16 protein-coding genes, 1 tRNA gene and 2 pseudogenes are annotated in these 20,590 nt (G+C 65.6%); 9 read left to right on the forward strand and 10 right to left on the reverse strand.

All coding sequences use genetic code 11. The features are described from left to right. Positions 1–119: 119 nt before the first annotated feature. The 5 genes and pseudogenes from DM992_RS14840 to wecB all read right to left on the reverse strand — a co-directional run bounded on the left by DM992_RS14840 (position 120) and on the right by wecB (position 6,822). Positions 120–1,949: an acyl-CoA dehydrogenase gene (locus tag DM992_RS14840; protein ID WP_111017349.1), complete on the reverse strand. Its 1,830-nt coding sequence runs from the start codon at positions 1,947–1,949 to the stop codon at positions 120–122. 102 nt (positions 1,950–2,051) lie between these two features. After that, positions 2,052–2,195 (reverse strand): annotated as a pseudogene (locus tag DM992_RS14845) (class II aldolase); the annotation flags it as partial. A gap of 70 nt (positions 2,196–2,265) precedes the next feature. Then, positions 2,266–4,590, reverse strand: a complete 2,325-nt coding sequence (locus DM992_RS14850) for a xanthine dehydrogenase family protein molybdopterin-binding subunit (protein ID WP_111017350.1) — start codon at positions 4,588–4,590, stop codon at positions 2,266–2,268. Further along, positions 4,587–5,048 carry a (2Fe-2S)-binding protein gene (locus tag DM992_RS14855; protein WP_111017351.1) on the reverse strand — a complete coding sequence of 154 codons (462 nt, stop codon included), beginning with the start codon at positions 5,046–5,048 and terminating at the stop codon, positions 4,587–4,589. Before DM992_RS14855 ends, DM992_RS14850 begins: the two co-directional genes overlap by 4 nt. Positions 5,049–5,604: 556 nt before the next feature. Further along, positions 5,605–6,822 (reverse strand): UDP-N-acetylglucosamine 2-epimerase (non-hydrolyzing), encoded by a 1,218-nt coding sequence (gene wecB, locus DM992_RS14860; protein WP_111017352.1) that lies wholly within the window; start codon positions 6,820–6,822, stop codon positions 5,605–5,607. Between the two features lie 1,326 nt (positions 6,823–8,148). On the opposite strand from wecB, the gene DM992_RS14865 reads away from it, so the two are divergent. Both DM992_RS14865 and glmS read left to right on the forward strand, forming a co-directional pair. Continuing rightward, positions 8,149–9,243 (forward strand): hypothetical protein, encoded by a 1,095-nt coding sequence (locus DM992_RS14865; protein ID WP_111017353.1) that lies wholly within the window; start codon positions 8,149–8,151, stop codon positions 9,241–9,243. 49 nt (positions 9,244–9,292) lie between these two features. Beyond that, the gene (gene glmS / locus DM992_RS14870) at positions 9,293–11,110 is read left to right on the forward strand and encodes a glutamine--fructose-6-phosphate transaminase (isomerizing) (RefSeq protein ID WP_111017354.1); all 1,818 of its coding nucleotides are present in this window, start codon (positions 9,293–9,295) and stop codon (positions 11,108–11,110) included. Between the two features lie 152 nt (positions 11,111–11,262). Here the strand turns inward: glmS and DM992_RS14875 are convergent. Then, positions 11,263–11,479, reverse strand: a pseudogene (locus tag DM992_RS14875) (transposase); the annotation flags it as partial. A gap of 561 nt (positions 11,480–12,040) precedes the next feature. Continuing rightward, positions 12,041–12,370 (reverse strand): DUF1330 domain-containing protein, encoded by a 330-nt coding sequence (locus DM992_RS14880; RefSeq protein WP_111017355.1) that lies wholly within the window; start codon positions 12,368–12,370, stop codon positions 12,041–12,043. Positions 12,371–12,433: 63 nt separating this feature from the next. Between DM992_RS14880 and DM992_RS14885 the strand changes: the two genes are divergently transcribed. Beyond that, positions 12,434–12,892, forward strand: coding sequence for a MarR family winged helix-turn-helix transcriptional regulator (locus DM992_RS14885; protein WP_111017356.1), 459 nt, complete (start codon positions 12,434–12,436; stop codon positions 12,890–12,892). Positions 12,893–12,928: 36 nt separating this feature from the next. Continuing rightward, positions 12,929–13,141 (forward strand): hypothetical protein, encoded by a 213-nt coding sequence (locus tag DM992_RS41690; RefSeq protein ID WP_162631663.1) that lies wholly within the window; start codon positions 12,929–12,931, stop codon positions 13,139–13,141. A gap of 98 nt (positions 13,142–13,239) precedes the next feature. Here the strand turns inward: DM992_RS41690 and DM992_RS14890 are convergent. Then, positions 13,240–13,316: transfer RNA gene (locus DM992_RS14890), tRNA-Arg, on the reverse strand. Between the two features lie 178 nt (positions 13,317–13,494). Further along, on the reverse strand, positions 13,495–14,325 hold the full coding sequence (locus DM992_RS14895; protein ID WP_111017357.1) for an undecaprenyl-diphosphate phosphatase: 831 nt from the start codon (positions 14,323–14,325) through the stop codon (positions 13,495–13,497). Between the two features lie 479 nt (positions 14,326–14,804). Here DM992_RS14895 and DM992_RS14900 point away from each other — a divergent pair, with 479 nt between their 5' ends. From DM992_RS14900 to DM992_RS14920, 5 genes are all read left to right on the forward strand, one after another. Beyond that, the gene (locus DM992_RS14900) at positions 14,805–15,716 is read left to right on the forward strand and encodes an aldose epimerase (protein ID WP_111017358.1); all 912 of its coding nucleotides are present in this window, start codon (positions 14,805–14,807) and stop codon (positions 15,714–15,716) included. Between the two features lie 132 nt (positions 15,717–15,848). Continuing rightward, entirely contained in the window at positions 15,849–16,550 is a 702-nt protein-coding gene (locus DM992_RS14905; RefSeq protein ID WP_111017359.1) for a peptidoglycan DD-metalloendopeptidase family protein, read from the forward strand. Positions 16,551–16,917: 367 nt separating this feature from the next. Then, positions 16,918–18,537, forward strand: a complete 1,620-nt coding sequence (locus DM992_RS14910; protein WP_111017360.1) for an acyl-CoA synthetase — start codon at positions 16,918–16,920, stop codon at positions 18,535–18,537. Positions 18,538–18,608: 71 nt separating this feature from the next. After that, on the forward strand, positions 18,609–18,932 hold the full coding sequence (locus DM992_RS14915; protein WP_111017361.1) for a DUF2288 domain-containing protein: 324 nt from the start codon (positions 18,609–18,611) through the stop codon (positions 18,930–18,932). Between the two features lie 10 nt (positions 18,933–18,942). Continuing rightward, on the forward strand, positions 18,943–20,313 hold the full coding sequence (locus DM992_RS14920; protein ID WP_111017362.1) for an MATE family efflux transporter: 1,371 nt from the start codon (positions 18,943–18,945) through the stop codon (positions 20,311–20,313). Between the two features lie 19 nt (positions 20,314–20,332). Here the strand turns inward: DM992_RS14920 and DM992_RS42295 are convergent, their stop codons facing one another. Further along, complete coding sequence (locus DM992_RS42295) at positions 20,333–20,509, reverse strand: hypothetical protein (protein WP_204356090.1); 177 nt, start codon at positions 20,507–20,509, stop codon at positions 20,333–20,335. Positions 20,510–20,590 lie beyond the last annotated feature (81 nt).

The raw sequence follows: 20,590 nt of genomic DNA on the forward strand, positions 1-20,590 counted from the left end.
GGGCATCGGTACGGTTGGCGGGATACGTCCGAACGTCCGGTTCATGACGAATACGCGGTGGCCGGCGGAATCGGCATCCGCCGCATCGTCGGCATTCCGGAATGTCGGTGCGGCGACGTTCAGAACCACGCGTCGCGCATGTCGAGCGTCGTCGTGTCGACGCTCGACAGCAGATCGAGCTGTGCATCCACCTTCGGCAATTCCCAGCGGAAAAAGTAACGGGCCGCCGCACGCTTGCCGTCGTGGAAATCGCCGTCATGCCCGTGCGCGGCGAGCGTCACGTCGAGCCACAGCCACGCAACGACGAGATGGCCGAACGCTTCGAGATAGACGCTTGCATTCGCGAGCCGCTTCTGAGGATCGCCGATCGCGCCCAACTGCTGCGTGAGCTCGCACAGCCGCGCCCAGCGCTGCGCCAGCGCATCGGCCTGCTCGCGTGTGGCGGCATCCAGCGCCCGCGCGCGTTCGACGGTCGCGCGGATGCGCGCGTCGAGCGCGCGCAGCAATGCACCGTCTTCCTGCGCGACCTTGCGGCCCAGCAGGTCGAGCGCCTGGATCCCGTGCGTGCCTTCGTGAATCGGATTGAGGCGATTGTCGCGATAGAGCCGCTCGACCGCGTAGTCGCGCGTGTAGCCGTAGCCGCCATGCACCTGGATCGCGAGATCGTTCGCGGCGAGGCACCACTGCGACGGCCAGCTTTTCGCGATCGGCGTCAGGATGTCGAGCAGGCGCGTGGCATTTGCGCGCACCGTCGCATCTTCATGCGCGCGCCCTTCGTCGACCAGCTTCGCGCAATACAGGATCAGCGCGAGGCCGCCTTCGACATAGGCCTTCTGCGCGAGCAGCATGCGCCGCACGTCCGGATGCTCGACGATCGGAGCCTGCGGCGCCGCGGCGTCCTTGCCGGCCGGCCCGAGCGGACGCCCCTGCGGCCGGTTGCGCGCGTAGTCGAGCGCGTGCAGATAACCCGTGTAGCCGAGCGCCACCGCGCCCGCACCGACACCGATGCGCGCCTCGTTCATCATGTGGAACATGTATGCAAGGCCGTGGTTCGGCTTGCCGACCAGATAGCCGATCGCACCCGCACGCCCTTGCGGACGATAGCGCGTGCCTTCGCCGAAATTCAGCAGGCAGTTGGTCGTGCCGCGATAGCCCATCTTGTGGTTCAGGCCGGCGAGCACGACGTCGTTGCGTTCGCCCGGTGCGCTGCCGTCGGTTCCCGGCAGATACTTGGGCACGATGAACAGCGAGATGCCGCGCGTGCCGGGCTGCACGCGGCCGTGTTCGTCGGGGATCTTCGCGAGCACCAGGTGGACGATGTTCTCCGTCAGTTCGTGTTCGCCGCCGGAAATCCACATCTTGTTGCCGGTCAGCCGGTAGCGCGCGCCGAGCGGCGAATCGCGTTCGAAATCCGCGCGTGTCGCGAGGTCGGACAGCGACGAACCGGCTTGCGGTTCGGACAGGCACATCGTGCCGAGGAAGCGCCCCTCCAGTTCCGGGCGCGCGAACGCGTCGATCTGCGCGGCGCTACCGTGCGCGACGAGCAGGTTCGCGTTGGCGACGGTCAGGAACGGATAGGCGGCAGTCGCGATGTTCGCGGCCTGGAAGAACAGGAACGATGCGGCTTCGACCAGCTTCGGCAACCGCATGCCGCCGAGCGCTTCGTCGTGACCCGCGGCGATCAGCCCGGCGTCCGCAAAGGCTCGCACGGCCGGTTCGACTTCCGGGATCAGCGTCACGCGCTCGCCGTCGAAATGCGGCTCCTCGCGGTCGCCGCGCGCTGCGTGCGGCGCGAACAGATCCCCGGCGATCCGCTCGCTGGTGTCGAGCACCGCATCGAAGGTCTCGCGGCTGTGCTCCGCATAACGCGGCAGCGCGACGAGCGCTTCGGCATCGAGCCAGTCATACAACAGGAACGCGAGATCGCGTCGCGACATCAACAGGCTCATCGTGCCGTCTCCCGGGGTGCCGGCCTTGTCAGCCGAATGAATGGATTCGTGATTGCAAGTGCTGGCAGGAATTTAGCACGGTCGTTCGCAAACAACAACGACGGGCACGCGCGCGGAAATGCGGGTGAACGCCAGATCGTCCCAGCCGAACAGCGCGGTAAGGCGACAGGCCGCCGCCAGGTTGACCCGCGCATCCCATTCGGCGGGAGACACCGCCTGCTTCAGGCTGACATCGGATGAGGCCACGTCGACACGCCTTGTTCAGGGATCGATGCGAGCCGGGCCGCTCGATGCGGCCCGGCTCAAGGGTATTGCGTCAACCTGCCTGCGGCTTCGCGAGCTGATCGGCGACAGGCAGGCTGCGGATGCGCGTGCCGGTCGCCGCGAAGATCGCATTGGTCAGCGCCGGCGCGACGGGCGGCAGGCCCGGCTCGCCGACGCCGCCAAGCGGCGTCGCAAAATCGTCCGGCGCGACGAGATGCACGCGGATTTCGCGCGGCGCCTCGTTCATTCTCAGCACCTGGAAGCCGTTGAAGTTGCTCTGTTCAGGATGCCCGTCCTTGAATGTGATCTCGCCGTGCAGCGCAATGCCGAGCCCCATCACCACCGCCCCCTCGAGCTGCGAGCGCACGCGTTCCGGATTGACCTGCGGCCCGCAGTCGATCGCGATGTCGACGCGCGGCACCGAGATCTTGCCGTCCGCACCGACCCGCACCTCGCACACCGCGGCCGTGTACGACACGAAGCTGCGATGCGCGGCAATTCCGAGCCCGTGCCCCTTCGGCAGCTTGCGTCCCCAGCCGGCTTCGCGCGCGACCGTCTCGACCACGCGCCGCAGCCGCCCGGTGTCGATCGGATACAGCGCGGGATCCTCGCCGTAGTTCACGTTCTTCACCGCGATGTGCGGCTCGAAGCGCCGTGCGGGCCCGATCAGCTCCAGCAGGAAATCCTTCGGGTCGCGGTCGGCCGCGTGCGCAAGCTCCGACACGAAACTCTGGATTCCGAACGCATGCGGGATGTTGTAGACCGAGCGGAACCAGCCGATCCGCGTATGTGCTTGCGCGGCCGGATTCTCGATCAGCACGTTCGGAATCGCGAACGGCAGATCCGCGATCCCTTGCGCGAGCTCGCCCGGCTGCTCGTGCGCGACGCCGGCCCTGAACGTCGACTGGATCGACGGCGCGACCGTGCGATGTTGCCATGCGACCACCCTCCCCGATGCATCGATCCCGCCGTCGAACGCTTCGAGCGACACCGCGTGGAAATAGTCGTGCGCGATATCGTCCTCGCGCGTGAACGTCAGCTTGACCGGTGCGCCGACCGCCTTCGACAGCAGCGCCGCCTCCACCACGTAGTCCGGTTTCGACTTGCGGCCGAAACCGCCGCCGAGCAGCGTCACGTTGACCGTCACGCGCTCCGTCGGCAGTCCGAGCGCCTTCGCGATCTCGTCGCGCGTGGTCTGCGGCGCCTGCGTGCAGGTCCATACTTCGCAGCGGCCGTCCGCGACTCGTGCGACGGCCGCGGGCGGCTCCATCGTCGCGTGCGCGAGATGCGGGATGTAGTACGTCGCGCGCACGCGTTTCGCGGCGCCGGCGAGCGCCGTGGCCGCGTCGCCGTCGTTGCGGATCACGTCGCCCGGCTGCGCGGCGGCCGCTTCGAGCGTCTTGCGATACGCGGCCGAGTCGTAGTTCGCGTTGGGTCCGTGCTTCCAGTCGATCTTCAATTGCGCACGCGCCTGGATGGCCGTCCACGTGTCGCGCGCGACGACAGCTACGCCGCCGAGCGGCTGGAAGCCGGACGGCAGCGCCGTCGACGCGAGCTGCACGACCTTGACGACGCCCGGCAGCTTCTCGGCGGCCGCTGCGTCGAACGACGCCACCGTGTCGCCATAGGCCGGCGGTCGCGCGACGACCGCGTACAGCATGCCGTCGAGCCGCGTGTCGATCCCGTAGTGCGCGCGGCCTCCGACGATGTCGCGTCCGTCGATCAGGGCGGTTTTGCCCTTGCCGATATAGCGGAATTCGGCCGGCGCTTTCAGCATCACTGTGCCAGGATCCGGCACCGGCAGCGCGGCCGCTTTCGCCGCGAGTTCGCCGAAGCCGAGCTTGCGCCCGCTCTTCGTATCGACGACTTCGTGCACCGTCACCTTGACCTGGCGTGCGTCGACGCCCCACGCCGTCGCGGCAGCCTGCTCGAGCATCGTGCGCGCGGCCGCGCCCGCACGGCGCAGCGCGGCGAAACTCTGCCGCAGGCTGCGCGACCCATCGGTGTTCTGGTTGCCGTAGCGCGGCTCGTCGCCGACCGCCTGCGCGACCTTCACACGCGCCCAGTCCGCACCGAGTTCATCGGCCACCACGAGCGCGACGCTCGTGCGCACGCCCTGCCCCATCTCGGAGCGGATGCAGGTCACGGTGACGGTGCCGTCCGTTGCGATCGCAACGAACAGGTGCGGATCGTCGCGCAACCCGTGCGGCATCCCGGCGCCGCCGTATTGCGGATTCGCGCTGACGGGCGGCTGCATCGGCACGGCCGCGCGCGCGAGCGACGGCACGCCGAACGCGAGCAGCAGCCCGCCGGATGCGAAGCCGAGCAGCAGCGCGCGGCGGCTTTCGTTGTGGACGGAGAGTTCGGGTGCGCTCATGCGGCACCTCCGCGGCGCACGGCCAGCCGGATCGCCGCGCGAATGCGCGTATAGGTGCCGCAACGGCAGATGTTGCCGGACATCGCATTGTCGATGTCGGCGTCGGTCGGATGCGGATTCGTCTTCAGCAGCGACGCGGCCTGCATGATCTGCCCGGACTGGCAGTAGCCGCATTGCGCGACGTTCAGTTCCTGCCATGCCTGCTGCAGCGGATGCGTCAGGTCCGTCGACAGTCCCTCGATCGTCGTCACGCGTTTGCCGGAAGCGGCCGCGACCGGTGTGATGCACGAACGGATCGCGACACCGTCGAGATGCACGGTGCACGCGCCGCACAGCGCCATGCCGCAGCCGAACTTGGTGCCGGTGTGGCCGAGGACATCGCGCAGGTACCAGAGCAACGGCATGTCGGGATTGCCGTCGAAATGCTGTTCGCTACCGTTGACGGTCAGCGTGATCATCGTTCACCTCCTGGTTGCGACGCTCGCGTCCGGCAGGCATCGAGTGGGGATTCGAACGGCGCGGCGCACATTCCGAACAACCAGGCAGGCGTGGCGCCGTTTCGTGGATCGCGTCGCCTGCAGACACGATCGGGCCGATGCCGCAAACGAGGCTGTCGTCCGGTTGCCTTCGCAACATTTCGATGACATCCCGGTCAACCGCTCGTCCGCATGGATCGCCGATCGCATTATCGAACCATTTCGAATTTGCCGTCGGATCGACGCGATTCGAGAGTTTTAGGCAATCAAGGAAGGAAGTTCAGCCGGGAAAGGAGTGTTGCGACAGATCATGCCAGTCGGTGACGTCGCCGGTTGCTTGTGCGTCAGCGTCCCGATGCGCGGCGGAAGGCGTTTCTTTTTCGTTCTCGTACGCCGCCCAGCGCGATCAACCGGCCGAGAAACAGGAAATTGTCGATCGCGCAATCGCGTAAATGCAAAGGTCCGGTCGGCCTCCAGGGCCGGACCGGACCTTTGCACGACCGCATCGAACGGCTCGGACTCTACCGCCCGATCACGTTCATCGCGACCTCAACGCCTGCAACCCCAGCGTGAGTGCGTTATACGGCATTTCCGCGGCCCCCATCGAAAAACTCGTCGTCTTCGCGGTCGCCCCCGACGTACGCATCAGCGCGTGAACGATCCGCTCGCTCGCATGCCCGTCGCCATACGGATTGCTCGCGCGCGACATTTCCTCGTATGCTCTCTCGTTGTCGAACAGCCTCGACGCCTCCCAGACGATCCGCTCCTGATTGGTGCCGACGAGCCGTGCGGTGCCGGCCTGGATCGCTTCAGGCCGCTCGGTCGTGTCGCGCGTGACAAGCACCGGCTTGCCCAGAGCCGGCCCTTCCTCCTGAATGCCGCCCGAATCGGTGATGATGAAATGCGAGCGCGACATCAGGAATACGAACGACAGATATTCCTGCGGATCGATCAGGTAAATGTTCGGCACGCCGCCGAGCAGCGCGCGTGCCGGCTCCCGCACGTTCGGGTTCATATGCAGCGGATAGACGAACTGCGCGTCGCGATAGCGGTTCGCGAGCGTGCACAACGCCTCGCAGAAATGCCGGAACGGCTCGCCGAAGCTCTCGCGGCGATGGCCGGTGATCAGCACGACACGACGCGACGGTTCGAGGAACGGAAAACTCGCGGCAACCTTTTCCGTCAGCTCGGCATTGTGGTCCAGCATGCGCTTGACCTCGTGCAACGCATCGATCACGGTGTTGCCGGTCAGCACGACCGCGCCCCCCGGCACGCCCTCGCTGAGCAGGTTGTCGCGTGCCTTCCCGGTCGGCGCGAAATGCCACGACGATACCGCATCGGTCACGCGACGATTCAGTTCCTCCGGCCACGGCGACCAGATGTCCCCGCTGCGCAAACCGGCCTCCACATGCCCGACCGGCAGGTAGCGGTAGAACGCTGCGAGACTGACCGCGAGTGTGGTCGTCGTATCGCCGTGCACCAGCACGACGTCCGGACGCAATTCGTCGAAGACCACGCCGATCGCCTGAAGAATACCGGTCGTCACGTCGGTCAACGTCTGACTTTGACGCATCAGGTCGAGATCGTAGTCGGGCTTGATGTCGAACAACGTCAGCACCTGATCGAGCATTTCCCGATGCTGCGCGGTCACGCATACCTTGACGTCGACATCCGTTTGCGCCTTCAGCGCGCGCACCAGCGGCGCCATTTTGATGGCCTCCGGCCGAGTCCCGAACACAAGCAAGATCTTTTTCATCGTTATCCTCGTTTAGCCACCTCGCGCCGAATGACCCTGCTCGTGGCGCGAAGCATGTATTCAGGCGGCGCCTCCCGCACTCGCACGCGATCAACGCGTAGCGACGTCGCGGGGCGAGCGCGCCGTCCTGTCCGCGCGGTCTCCGCCACGCGAATCGTCGTACTACCGGCGTCCCGTTGCACTTGATCGGTCACGTCATGAGTCGTTCCTCGCTGGGCCGTGCGTCACGTCTGTTCGTCACGTCACTACCACTACAGCAATATTCAAACCAACCGCCCTGCGGCCGGGTTCGGTTCGTTCGGCGCACGCGGCGCACATGCCGCGCGTGCGGAATGTTTCACAACTGCTACGAGCGTCGCACCGCCCGGCGAGCGTGGCATGGGTAAACATCCGGTCGGTCGCACGATCCATCCGGCGACGTCGTCCGATAAATAACGAATTCATGTCGAGCGCCCATTACGCCCCGGACCTCACGCATCCTTCGAAACGCTTTGCGTCGCCTCGATTCGCAACCTTTGTCGGTGCAGTGCGCGGCGAGCAATCCACCGCTCGGCCACGGTCATGAACGGAGGATTTCCCGACATGCGGCGTCGTTCGCGCCGCATGAGTCGGCGGGAGGGAAATGTTGCGAATGTGTAACGCAAATCCGGAACCGGCGGTTACATCCGAGTCCGGTCCATCCGGCGCTCGCAGCAGCGAGCACCGCCCCGGCTTCCCGGTCTATGCATGCGCAGCGGATCGCGCGTGATGCGCCGACCGCGCAAAGCCGCACCCGGCAAGGCGGCACCGGTTCGGCAGACAAATCGCCCGCCGCATGACGCATGCGGGCCGCAACGTCGACCGCGTGCGGTCGCACCGCTTGCGCACAGGCTGATTCGTCGGTGAATCAAAATCCGCCGCCGTCGCCCGGTCCGCATTCGCAGCCTGCCCTCCCGCCCCTTGCTGCACGGCGCATCGCGGCCGATGGCTCACGCCTTGCTTAATACCGGACAGGTGTGTCCTGAAGTACTCGCACGACAGCGGACAGACGGAGGCGCCGAAGCAACGAAGCCGGGAGGCGACGCGACGCGTCCGCCAGGGGCGAAAGACAGCCGCCCCTGCGCGACGAACGTGCCGTCGTTTCCCGTCGACATCCGCGCGATCCGCGGGCCGCCTCAAGCGCTCATGCGACGAACCGGCTCGTGAGCGCGAATAGCGGCACCAGCCTCACGTTCACCAGCACCAGGGTGCACTGAGCCACAACGTCGACACGCTCGCCAGGCGCGACGCGGCCAACGCCGCACCCGGCGACGATTGCGAAGGACCACCGCGCAGGAGCCCCCGATCATGAACCGGCCCGCGCTTTTCCCGGCTGCACGTGCATGCGTGACGGCCGCCGCCCGGCTGCTCCGCCGGTGGCGTGTCGCCTGCTGTGTCGCCGCGTGCGGCTTCGCGCTGCACGCGAGCGCCGCCGAGCTCCTGCTCAACGGGCTGTACCAACGCCCCGACGGAGCGATCACCGTGCGCCTGAATGGGGCCGGCATCGATCCTTATTTCGCGGCGAAGGCGCTGCTTGCCGCCTCCGATGCGCGACTCGACGCGCATCAAGCCGCACTCGCATGGATCGCCTGGCTGTTGCCGCGTCAGCGTCTGGACGGCGGCTTCGATCGCTACTGCGTGAACAACGGCCGGTACAGCCCATGCGCCGAAGCGGATGCCGACGACGCAATGATGGCGACCTGGATCGAACTGCTCGCCCGTTTCGCACCGCCCGACGGCATGCCTGCCGCATGGGCACTCAGCCTGAGCCGCGCAGGCGCGCATCTGGACACCCTGCTCGACAAGCCAGCCGGCGTCTATCAGATCTCGTCGTCGCAACACGTCGCGCTGCTGATGGACAACGTCGAGGTACACAGCGCGTTCCGGGCGCTTACGGCGTACTACGTCCGGCGCGCCGACTACATGCACGCAGGCCCGTGGAGCCAGCGCGCCGACCAACTCGCGTCGGCGATCCTGAAAGTGTTCTGGCTCGGCACGCAATCCGGCTTTCGCGCAAGCACGCAGCGAATCGGTGGTACGAGCTTTTATCCGGCGAAAGTCGCACAGATATTCCCGCTCCTTTCTGATATTCAGGTTCCCGAACAATCGAGCGAGATGATCTATTCGCAATGGATGAAGAAGTACGGCAGGACGTGGCAGCAACTCGCCGGCACCGATTATCCGTGGGGCTTGATCGCGCTGGTCGCGTTCAAGATGAACGACCGGAGCACGGTCGCCTGCTGGCATACGCGATCCGGCCCATACCGCCACGGCGCACACTGGAACGTACTGGAGGAGTCGCTATATCTGGCATTCGAAAGCAGGATCGTCGAGCCCGTCACACCCGCTCAATGCGGATTCACGACGGCGACGGCAACGCCAACGGCAACCGCATCGCGCTGATGCAAGGGCGCGCGCGGTCCATGATGATCAAATTGGAAGGAGACGTGTGATGTGTGGCATCGTCGGCGCGGTCGCGCAACGGGACATCGTCCCGATTCTGATTGAAGGTTTGCGTCGCCTCGAATATCGCGGCTACGATTCATGCGGCGTCGCAACGGTCGTCGACGGCCAGGCGCGCCGCGAACGCAGCGTGTCGCGCGTCGCCGATCTCGACGCGCACGTGCGCAGCACCGGCCTGACCGGCAGCACCGGCATCGCGCACACCCGCTGGGCGACGCATGGCGCACCGGCAACCTGCAACGCGCATCCGATCTTCTCGCGCGACGAAATCGCGCTCGTTCACAACGGCATCATCGAGAACCACGAAACGTTGCGCAAGCAACTTTCAGACGAGCACTACGAGTTCGACGGCCAGACCGACACCGAGGTCGTCGCTCACCTGATCCACAGCAAGTATCGCGGCGACCTGCTCGCCGCCGTGCGCGATGCGACGTCGCAGCTTCACGGCGCCTATGCGATCGCCGTGTTCAGCAAACACGAGCCGCAGCGGCTGATCGGTGCGCGGGCCGGCTCCCCGCTCGTCGTCGGCGTGAAGGACGGCGAATGCTTTCTTGCGTCCGACGCGCTCGCGCTCGCCGGCATCACCGACCGCTTCATCTTTCTCGAGGAAGGCGACGTCGTCGAGTTGACGACGGGCGGCGTGCGGGTGCTCGATCGCAGCGGCGCCTCAGTCGAGCGCGCGATACAAACCGTTTCCTCCGCGCAAGGCGTGGTCGAACTCGGGCCGTACCGGCATTTCATGCAGAAGGAGATTTTCGAACAGCCGCAGGCGGTGGCCGCGACCATCCCGGATGCGGGGTTGTTCGATCCGGCCGTATTCGGCCCTGACGCCCCGCGGGCGTTCGGGCAGATCGACAATGTGCTGATTCTCGCGTGCGGCACGAGTCACTATTCCGGCCTGACCGCGCGCCGCTGGCTCGAAACGATCGCGCGCGTGCCCGCTCAGGTCGAAATCGCGAGCGAATACCGTTACAGCGACGCGCTCGCCACGCCGAACACACTGGTGGTGAGCGTGTCGCAATCCGGCGAGACCGCCGACACGCTCGCCGCACTCAAGTACGCGCAGGCGCTCGGCCATATCGACACGCTGGCGATCTGCAACGTGCCGACCAGCGCGATGATGCGTCAGACGGGCCTGCGGTTCCTCACGCGGGCCGGCCCGGAAATCGGCGTCGCATCGACCAAGGCGTTCACGACGCAGCTCGTCGCGCTGTTCATCCTCGCCGTGACGCTCGGGCGGCTGCGAGGTTACGTCGACGACGCGCAGCTCGCGCGCTATACGATGCAGCTGCGGCGGCTGCCGGACGCGCTCGACGACGTACTCGGGCTGGAGCCGCAGATCGAGCGCTGGGCGGCGGAATTTGCGCAGCACGAGAATGCGCTGTTTCTCGGGCGCGGGCTGCATTATCCGATCGCGCTCGAAGGCGCGCTGAAGCTGAAGGAGATTTCGTATATCCACGCGGAAGCGTATCCCGCGGGCGAGCTGAAGCACGGGCCGCTGGCGCTCGTCACCCATACGATGCCCGTCGCGACGATCGCGCCGAACGATGCGCTGCTCGAAAAGCTGAAGTCGAACATGCAGGAAGTGAGGGCGCGCGGCGGGCAGCTTTACGTGTTCGCCGATGCCGATACGCGGATCGATAATAGCGAGGGGGTGTCGGTGTTGAGAATGCCGGATTATTACGGGCTATTGTCGCCGATCCTGCATGTGGTGCCGTTGCAGTTGCTTGCGTATCACGCGGCATGTTTGCGCGGTGCGGATATCGACAAGCCGAGGAATCTGGCGAAATCGGTGACGGTGGAGTAATGGGGTTGTGTAACCCGGGGCGGGTGGCAATCTGGATTAGAAGCGTTTACACGTAAATGTTTCTAATCCTACAACGAAAAATTACCCACTTTGGAGGGGAAATTCCGAAAAATGGAGGTATCCGGAATTCCGCGTGTGCGGCGGGTTAGGACTCAGATTCCGATGTTGAATCGCTCAGGGTAAAGCAGCGCAAACCGCGTCATCGCGCTTTTCCAATCGTGCCGGGAGCCGGTCCACTTGGCAACGACGTTGCGCAGGGCCAACCAGATCAGCTTGAGCGCGGCCTTGTGCGACGGGAAGTGGCCGCATGCCTTGATGATCTTCCGAAGCTGCATGTGCAGCGACTCAATGAGCGTTCGTGGTGTAAATCCGAACGAACGATGCGCAGGCATTGAGCATACCTCTTCTCGAGCGCTCGAATCGCCGAATCGGTCGGTGTCGACTCGAAATGCGACAAGGTCGATGCGCTCGCGCCCCGTATCCCCCGGCTCCTGCGTTCCGACTGCAAGCACGTGGCATCGGTCTCGCCTTTCGTCTCGAACGCGGAATACCCGCGGCGAGCATCAACGCGTTGGGCAACCTACCCATTTTGAATATCTCATCAGGTCACAAAAAATGAATATCAATCGAAGGGGCGAAATCCCGAAAGACATTTCGCCACAGTGACATACCCCGATTTCATGAAAAATGTCAAAATAACAGGCCAGCAATTCGGAAAATTTTCCGATTTGACACTTCACAATTTTTCACTTTAATAACATCGGCATTTCCTACGTTAAAATTAATGCCGTGCAAGCAGCGAACCGCCTCTTTCGCAATCCATCGAGAAGAAAGAGCTCTCAGAAATAACAGGGCGGCAAATTTCACACTGCATTGCAGTCTTCGTCCCAGTCGGACCTTGACCCGAAATACCCCATAGGCAGGGCCCCACTATACCTCCGGGCAAGTCGACAGGCTCTTGAATAGGCTCGCTTGCGTTTCGACGATGAACATCCGCGCTTGCTGGGCCTCCTGACGCTCGATCTTGATCGGTGCATACCTCTCGGAATTGTAGAAGGCTAGTGCTTGCGCAAGCGTGGGAAATTCAAATACGCCAGCCATCGGCAGCGGCACCTCACTCCCCTCTAAAGTCTGCACAACAGGACCGAAATGTAGAATCTTGCCGCCCGCCTCCGCTAGCGCTGCCTGAAAGCGTGGAGCGAGCGCTGCCTGCTTGGCGGAGTCGATGACGCGCAGATTGACGTGTACGTATGCTGGCATTGTTCCCTCACTAATAATGCATATACATTATTTAGCACCAGAGAGGTTGTCAAGGAGATACATGTGAACGAGTTTGATCCAGAACCGTTGAAGGGCGTCGCAGCGGAATGCCCGGGCTTTCAGGCTCGTGCGACGGCGCGTGCACTCACGCGTTATTACAACGCCCGCTTCAAGCCGCTCGGGCTGACGGCCGAGCAATTCAGCCTCTTGGTTGGAATAGGGGCTGACGAGGGTGCGACAGTCGTCGAACTTGCCGACAGGGCCGGGGTCGATCCAACCACCCTCAGCCGAAATGTTCAGAATCTGGCGAGCCGAGATTTGGTCCGAGCTGAGGGCGGACGTGGCCGTGCTGGAAAACGGTTAGCTCTGACGACATCCGGGCGGCGACTCATGGCAGAGGCACTCCCGGTGTGGAATCGGGCCAAGGGGGATCTAGCCCGTCGCATGGGCGATGAAATGCTTCGTTCAGCAAGGCAAGCGATGGCAGAACTGGCCAAGGCGACAGAACCCTCAACCACCTAACTCGTTGTCCGGATACGGACAGGCCTAGGAGCAGACATGAATACAACGGAAGGAATCAGGAGACTGTCACGCGTAATCGCTGGCCTCGGATGGTGCTGGGCCGCCTTAATGGCGTTAATAGCGGTCGCTTCAGGCTTTGGTGGTGGCGACAAAGGCATCGCTCTTTTTGCCGCGGTAATCGGGGTGCTTGGATGGGGCTTAGCAAAAGCGGTCGCCTGGGTGATTCTTGGCTTTGCTTCGCCGAAGTAGCAACGCGGCTATCTCGAATTGACCAAATCCGGTTACACCATGGTTACATGGTCTACGGCATTGACTCAAGGGGGATTTTCGCAAGTGCTTGATTTGACTGGCCCGCCCTACACGATTCGAACGTGTGACCTACGGCTTAGAAGGCCGTTGCTCTATCCAACTGAGCTAAGGGCGGTCGAGGAGAAAAGACACGGCCTGACGCGGACCGCATTCGGCACGGGGCTTTGAGCAACGGTAGCAGCAACGACACCACCCAACTCAAGCCCCCGAAACAAAACGGGCCCGGCATGAAACCGAGCCCGAAATTATACCCGATCATCGCGTCACATCACGCGAGACCAGCCATCGCGGCATCAAACCGGCTGCGGATGCAGCATGAACCAGCCGAGACAGAACACGCCGGCGATCACGCAATACACCCCGAACGACGCGAGCCGGCCGCGCCCTTCGAAATAGCGCATCAGGAACCGTACGCTCAGGTACGCCGCGATCGCCGTCAGCACGCCGCCGAGCAGTGCATCGGCGAGCTGGCCGCGCGCATGGAACAGCTTCGGCAGTTCGAGCACGCCCGCCGCGAAGATGATCGGCGTGCCGAGCAGGAACGAGAACTCCGCCGCCTTCTCGGCCGTCAACCCGGCGACATTGCCGGCGATCATCGTCAGCCCGCTGCGCGAGAAGCCCGGGATCAGCGCGCCGATCTGCGCGAGGCCCACGAAGAATGCCTGCTTGAACGTCATCTTCTCGGGCGCCTGATGCGCGCGGCTACGCTGGATGCGATCGCCGAGCCACAGCAGCACGCCGTTCACGATCAGCGCGATCGCGACGATCCGCAGGTCATGAAACACGCGTTCGATGCGCTTCTCGAGGAGCAGCCCGACGATGCCGGTCGGAATCGTGCCGATGATCAGCGCCCACATCAGGTGCCCGTCGTCGTTCTTTCGGCCGCCGAGCTGCGCGAAGAAGCCGCCGATCAGCGCGATCCAGCGCGCGCGGAAGTACCACAGCAACGCCAGCGCGGTGCCGAGATGGAGCGCGACGAGGAACGGCAGCAGTTGCGGCGCGTGCTTGTCGATATGCATGCCGAACAGCGCCGGCACGAGCAGCGTATGGCCAAGGCTGCTGACGGGGAAGAGTTCGGTGACGCCCTGCAGGACGCTCAGGAATACCAGAAACCAGAGACTCACGCGTCGGTCCTTTTAGTGGAGATTAAGCGGGAAGAAAGACGGACGACGCGATGCGCGTCCGAAAAAACGCGCCCCGATTATGCCGAGCCAGGATTACTGCGCCAAGGCATTTGGCCGGATATTGCGGCAATGCACACAAACGCTTGCAATTTGTAAGCACGCAGAAAGCAAAAAGCCCGCCATTTGCATGGCGGGCCTTTCGATTTCGGCAGGAATTGCCGTCAGCGGCCGAGCTGATAGAAAAATAATACCGTGCTGCCGGTGAACATGCCGAACAGTGCGATACCCATTGCCATTGCCAGATCCATGGCCCCCTCCACGAAGTGTCATGACCCGGCAACATCACCGGTTTAGAGGCATTATCCAGACCGTTGACAGTCTTAAAAACTCGCAATTTCCCGAGAAGGGTTTTCCCCGACCCGCCGCGGCCCGATAATGGAGCGCGCCGTGTCCCGTCCACCCGCCCAACCCGATTCGCCATGCCGATCTTCCAGCAACACGACATTCACGAACTTCACGCCGGCCCGTCGCTCGTCCGGGTCGCCCCGCAATTCGGCGGCCGCCTGCTGTCATGGCACGTCGACGGCGAACCGGTCATCTTCTGGCCGGGAACGGCCGACTGGAGCAACCTCGCGCGCGTGCGCGGCGGCAATCCGCTGCTGTTCCCGTTCCTCGGCCGCCATCGCGTCGACGGCGAACTCGGGCGCTGGCGCGATGCCGCCGGCGTGGTCCGCGATCTGCCGATGCACGGCTTCGCGCGCGACCTGCCGTTCGCAGCACACCCGTCGGCCGACGGCGCCGCCTTGTCGATGACGCTCGACGCGAACGACGCGCTGCGCGCGAGCTACCCGTTCGATTTCCGGTTCGAGACGACCTACCGGCTGGCCGACGCGCATACGCTCGAAGTCGCGCTCACGACGACCAATCGCGGCGATGCGCCGCTGCCCTACTACGCCGGCCACCACTTCTATTTCGCGCTGCCGCACGGCGAACGCGCCGAAACCACGCTCGAGCTGCCGCCCACGCGCCGCTGCGCACAGCGCGCGGACGGTTCGATCAGCACGCCCGAGCCGGGCGAAGCCCGTTACCGCCTCGACGATCCGGACATCCTCGACCGCTTCCACTGCCTCGACGGCGAGCCGTCCGCGCCGGTGCGCATCGTGATGCCGGGCCGCCGCCGCACGATCGAGATCGCGCTCGACGTGCCGGGCTCGATCCCGTGGTACGCGGTCACGACCTGGACCGAAAAGCCGGATTCAGACTTCTACTGCGTCGAACCGTGGCTCGGCCTGCCGGATGCGATCCACAACGGCCTCGGGCTGCGCATGCTCGCGCCCGGCGCGACCGAAACGGCCACGCTGCGAATCCGCGTGATCCCGCTCGCAGGCTGAAACGGGCGCGCCGAGACGGCGCGCGATGGCCTCGACCAAGGCCCCAAACTGCGGTGCGCGGGTCGAACCCGTTAAAATCGGACGTTTTGTGTTGCCTGCCGCGTCGTGCGCGGCAGGGTCTTGCGAGGTTCAATGTTCGGAACAACAACGAAGCGACTCTTCGCAGCCGCCTGCGCCGCCCTGCTCGTCGCGTGCGGCTCCGCGCCTGTCGGCCCCGGGTTCTATCGCGTCGAGCGCGGCGATACGCTCTACAAGATCGCGCGCGACAACCGCACGTCGGTGCAGAACATCGTGCGCTGGAACCAGATGACGAACCCCGATGCGATCGAAGTCGGCCAGGTCCTGCGCGTCGCGCCGCCGCCCGGCACGACCACCGCATCGACGCCGTCGACCACCGGCACCGGCAGCGCGGGTCGGGCCCGCCCCGCGCCTTCCGCGCCGGTCGAATCGGCCGTCAAGCCAGCCACGAGCATTTCGCTGGTCTGGCCGGCGGCCGGCAATGTGGTCCGCACGTTCGACGGCTCGAAATCCAAGGGTATCGACATCGCGAACTCGCCGGGCACGCCGGTGGTCGCGGCCTCGCCGGGCGTCGTGGTCTATGCGGGTAACGGGCTGCGCGGCTACGGCAACCTGATCATCCTGAAGCACAATGCCGACTACCTGACCGCATACGCGCACAACCGCACGCTGCTGGTGAAGGAAGGCCAGTCGGTCACGCAGGGGCAGTCGATCGCGGAGATGGGCAACAGCGACAGCGATCGCGTCGCGCTGCATTTCGAGTTGCGCTACGGCGGTCGCTCGATCGATCCGTCACGCTACCTGCCCGCGCGCTGAGCGAGCGACAGCCGGCGCGCGATGCCAGTGCGCATCGCGCGCCGTCTCGGGCAAAATCGGGAAGGTCGAATCAGCGCTTGCGCAGACGGCCGGTAAACCGGCCGGACAGCGGATCGACGTGGCGGGCAAACGCCACCAACGCGCCGATTCCGATCAGGCTGAACCCCGCAGCAATCAGAAGTAAATCCATGGTCCTATCACTGTTGTGTCGTGATCTTATGCGTCATTGCGGAATCGTGCACTGAGCCGCGGCTATCGAACGAGCCCGAACATTCCCTATCAGCAGTCACCATTGTCGATTCGTCTACATGAAATCCTGATGTAATCCGTTCATCCGACGCCACGTTCGACACCCAGGAGACCCGCGATGCTGCCCGCCGCCGACCGCTACGACGACCTGCTCGCCCGTTTCGGCTGGGCCGTTCCGGCCCGCTACAACATAGGCGCGGACGTCTGCGACAATTGGGCCGACGGCAGCGGGCGCCTCGCGCTGATCCACGAAACCGCGCAAGGCGACGTGATTCGACTCACGTTCGACGACCTGAGGAATGCTTCTAACCGGCTCGCGAACAGCTTTGCGCGCGCCGGCCTGCGACGCGGCGACCGGATCGGCATCTTTCTCGCGCAGGGCCCGGAAACGGCGATCGCGCATCTCGCCGCATACAAGCTCGGCGCGATCGCGGTGCCGCTCTTCACGCTGTTCGGCGTCGATGCGCTCGAATACCGGCTCGCGAACAGCGAAGCATCCGCGCTCGTCACCGACGCGGCCGGCTACGCGAAAATCGCGTCGCTGCGTGCGCAACTGCCGGCACTGCATACCGTCTACTGCATCGGCGACGATGCGCCCGACGCGCCGGGCGTGCTGCGCTACGACGCGGCGCTGGCCGCCGAAACGCCCGACTTCGAGCCGGCCGATACGGCCGCCGACGATCCGGCGATGATCATCTATACGTCCGGCACGACCGGCAAACCGAAAGGCGCGCTGCACGCGCATCGCGTGCTGCTGGGCCACCTGCCGGGTGTCGAGATGTCGCAGCAATGCTTCCCGCGCGATGCGCGCCTGTTCTGGACGCCCGCCGACTGGGCGTGGATCGGCGGCCTGCTCGACGTGCTGCTGCCGTCCTGGCATCACGGCGTGCCCGTGCTCGCCCGCCGCTTCGAGAAGTTCGACGGCGACGCGGCGTTCGCGCTGATGGCACGGCACGGCGTGACCCACGCATTCCTGCCGCCCACCGCGCTGAAGCTGATGCGTACCGTCGCGGCACCGCGCGAACGCTACGCGCTGTCGCTGAAATCGGTCGCGAGCGGCGGGGAATCGCTCGGCACCGAGCTGACGGCCTGGGGACGCGACGCGCTCGGCGTGACGATCAACGAGTTCTACGGGCAGACCGAATGCAACATGGTGCTGTCGTCATGTGCGGCGCTGTTCGATGCGCGGCCGGGCGCGATCGGCAAGGTGGTGCCCGGTCACGCTGTCGCGATCGTCGACGCGGACGGCACGCCGCTGCCGCCCGGCATCGAAGGGCGCATCGCGGTGCGCCGCCCCGACCCGGTGATGTTCGTCGAATACTGGCGCAATCCCGGCGCGACCCGCGACAAGTTCGCGGGCGACTACCTGCTCACCGGCGATACGGGCGTGATCGACGCGGACGGCTTCGTGCGCTTCGTCGGCCGCGACGACGATGTAATCACGAGCGCCGGCTACCGGATCGGCCCGGGCCCGATCGAGGACTGCCTGCTCACGCATCCGGCGGTGCGGATGGCGGCCGTCGTGGGCGTACCCGACGCGACGCGCACCGAGATCGTCAAGGCGTTCGTCGTGCTGAACCCCGGCCACATCGGCGACGATGCGCTCGTCAGCGCATTGCAGGCCCATGTGCGCACACGCCTCGCCGCGCACGAGTATCCGCGCGCGATCGCGTTCGTCGACAGCCTGCCGATGACCGCGACCGGCAAGATCGTGCGCCGCGCGCTGCGCGACGCGTAGCCGTCCGCCGCCCGCTCGGGCCGCCGGCCGGATGGTTTATAGTGGCGCCACGCAGTCTTTCCAAGAAACCGATGTCCTCTGAACGCCAATCCGCCGCGGGCGCGTCGCACAGCCCGCTCTACGCCAAACTCCTCGGCGAGACCGCCAAGATCGACTGGTGCGATCTCGAGCGCTTCTTCGCGCAGGGCAAGCTGCTGTCCGTCGCGCGCGACCTCGATCTCGTCAGCGTCGCGGAAGCGATCGCCAGCGACGAAGCCGAACAGGTCACGCGCTGGCTGTCTGCCGGCCTCGTCGCGCGCATGCCGGCCGAAACCGCCGCCGACTACGCGGCGCGCAACCCGGAGCTGTGGGCGGTCGTCGTGTCGCCGTGGGTCTGCGTGCAGGAACGCGCCTGACGCGCCCGCCATGTCCGAATCCGCGTTACCGCACGCGGCCGGCCCTGGTTCGGCCACCGTCACGCATCGGCGCGTCCTCGCGCTCGCCTTCCCGATCGTCCTGGCGAACCTGACCCAGCCGATCCTCGGCGCCGTCGACACGGCCGTCGCCGGCCACCTCGACGGCGCGCAGTATCTCGGCGGCGTCGCGCTCGGCGGGCTGTTCTTCAATTTCGTGTTCTGGGGCTTCGGCTTCCTGCGGATGGGGACGACCGGCCTCGTCGCGCAGGCGCACGGCGCCGGCGATGACGCCGGCATCCGCCTGAACCTGCTGCGCGCGCTGATCGTCGCATTCGCGCTCGGGGCCGCCGTGCTCGCGCTGCAGGTGCCGCTGCTGTCGTTCGCGCTGACCGCGCTCGGCGGCAGCGATGCCGTCCGTGCGACGGCGCTCGCGTACAGCCACGCGCGGATCTGGAGCGCACCGTTCGCGCTCGCGAACTACGTCGTGCTCGGCTACCTGCTCGGCGTGCAGCGCGTCCGGCTCGCGCTGGTCGCGCAGGTGTTCATCAATGCGGTGAACATCGGCGCCGTGCTGCTCTACGTGTATGGCTTCGGCTGGGGCATCGCCGGCATCGGCGCCGCGACCGCCACCGCGGACGCGTGCGGCTTCGCGCTCGGCGCGTGGATGCTGTGGCGGCTGCGGCCGCGCGGCCTCGGGCCAATTGCCGCGCGTGCGCTCGCCGACCGCGTGGCGCTCAAGCGGCTGATCGTGCTCAATCGCGACATCTTCCTGCGCACGCTGTGCCTGCTCGGCGCATTCGGCTGGTTCGCGCACCTCGGTGCGAAACAGGGCGACGCGACGCTCGCGGCGAACGCGCTGCTGCTGAATTTCCAGACCTTCATGGCGTACGGCCTCGACGGCTTCGCGCATGCGGCCGAGGCGCTCGTCGGCGCGGCGGCCGGCGCGCGCGACCGCCGCGCATTCCGGCAGGCCGTGCGCGTCACGTTATTGTGGTCGGCACTCGGCGCGCTGCTGTTCGCGCTCGTTTACTGGGCCGGCGGCGGCTGGATCGTCGCGCGCCTGACCGATCAGGCCGAGATCCGCGCAGTCGCGCTGCGCTACCTGCCGTGGGCCGCGATCTCGCCGGTCGTATCCGTCTGGGGCTTTCTGCTCGACGGCGTGTTCATCGGCGCCACGCAGACGCAATCGCTGATGCGCGCGATGGTCGTGTCGTTCTCGATCTTCATCGCGGCCACGCTCGCCGCCGTCGGCACGTTCGGCAATCACGGCCTCTGGTTCGCGCTGCTGCTGTTCATGGCCGCGCGCGGCGCGACGCTCGCGCGCTACCTGCCGGGGCTGGTGCGGCGCATCGCCGCCGACGCGCACCCCGCACGCGCCTGACTGCCGCCCAGGCCGACCGTTACTGCACGGGCTTCGGCGGCGGCGCGTCGAGCATCGACGGCGGCGTCATGTCGGTCGGCACGCCGTGATAGTCGGCCGGATCTTCCGGCGGGTGGCCGCGGCGGGCCTGACGAGGATCGCTGGTGCAGCCGGCGAGAATTGCTGCGGCCAGCACGGCCAGCATGAAACGGGTCATCGGGTATGGCTCCGGAAATCGGCGCGCCCATCGCGCGCCGGGACCGCGCCGAGTCTAGCGGAAATCCGGTTTCGGGGTCGC

This window comes from Burkholderia sp. JP2-270 (assembly GCF_003233675.1).
GTDB lineage: Bacteria > Pseudomonadota > Gammaproteobacteria > Burkholderiales > Burkholderiaceae > Burkholderia > Burkholderia pyrrocinia_C.

Excerpts from the sequence above, each read along its gene's own strand:
- DM992_RS14840 (WP_111017349.1), bottom strand. The coding sequence starts at position 1,949 with ATGAGCCTGTTGATGTCGCGACGCGATCTCGCGTTCCTGTTGTATGAC.
- DM992_RS14850 (WP_111017350.1), bottom strand. The coding sequence starts at position 4,590 with ATGAGCGCACCCGAACTCTCCGTCCACAACGAAAGCCGCCGCGCGCTG.
- DM992_RS14855 (WP_111017351.1), bottom strand. The coding sequence starts at position 5,048 with ATGATCACGCTGACCGTCAACGGTAGCGAACAGCATTTCGACGGCAAT.
- wecB (WP_111017352.1), bottom strand. The coding sequence starts at position 6,822 with ATGAAAAAGATCTTGCTTGTGTTCGGGACTCGGCCGGAGGCCATCAAA.
- DM992_RS14865 (WP_111017353.1), top strand. The coding sequence starts at position 8,149 with ATGAACCGGCCCGCGCTTTTCCCGGCTGCACGTGCATGCGTGACGGCC.
- glmS (WP_111017354.1), top strand. The coding sequence starts at position 9,293 with ATGTGTGGCATCGTCGGCGCGGTCGCGCAACGGGACATCGTCCCGATT.
- DM992_RS14880 (WP_111017355.1), bottom strand. The coding sequence starts at position 12,370 with ATGCCAGCATACGTACACGTCAATCTGCGCGTCATCGACTCCGCCAAG.
- DM992_RS41690 (WP_162631663.1), top strand. The coding sequence starts at position 12,929 with ATGAATACAACGGAAGGAATCAGGAGACTGTCACGCGTAATCGCTGGC.
- DM992_RS14900 (WP_111017358.1), top strand. The coding sequence starts at position 14,805 with ATGCCGATCTTCCAGCAACACGACATTCACGAACTTCACGCCGGCCCG.
- DM992_RS14905 (WP_111017359.1), top strand. The coding sequence starts at position 15,849 with ATGTTCGGAACAACAACGAAGCGACTCTTCGCAGCCGCCTGCGCCGCC.
- DM992_RS14910 (WP_111017360.1), top strand. The coding sequence starts at position 16,918 with ATGCTGCCCGCCGCCGACCGCTACGACGACCTGCTCGCCCGTTTCGGC.
- DM992_RS14915 (WP_111017361.1), top strand. The coding sequence starts at position 18,609 with ATGTCCTCTGAACGCCAATCCGCCGCGGGCGCGTCGCACAGCCCGCTC.
- DM992_RS14920 (WP_111017362.1), top strand. The coding sequence starts at position 18,943 with ATGTCCGAATCCGCGTTACCGCACGCGGCCGGCCCTGGTTCGGCCACC.
- DM992_RS42295 (WP_204356090.1), bottom strand. The coding sequence starts at position 20,509 with ATGACCCGTTTCATGCTGGCCGTGCTGGCCGCAGCAATTCTCGCCGGC.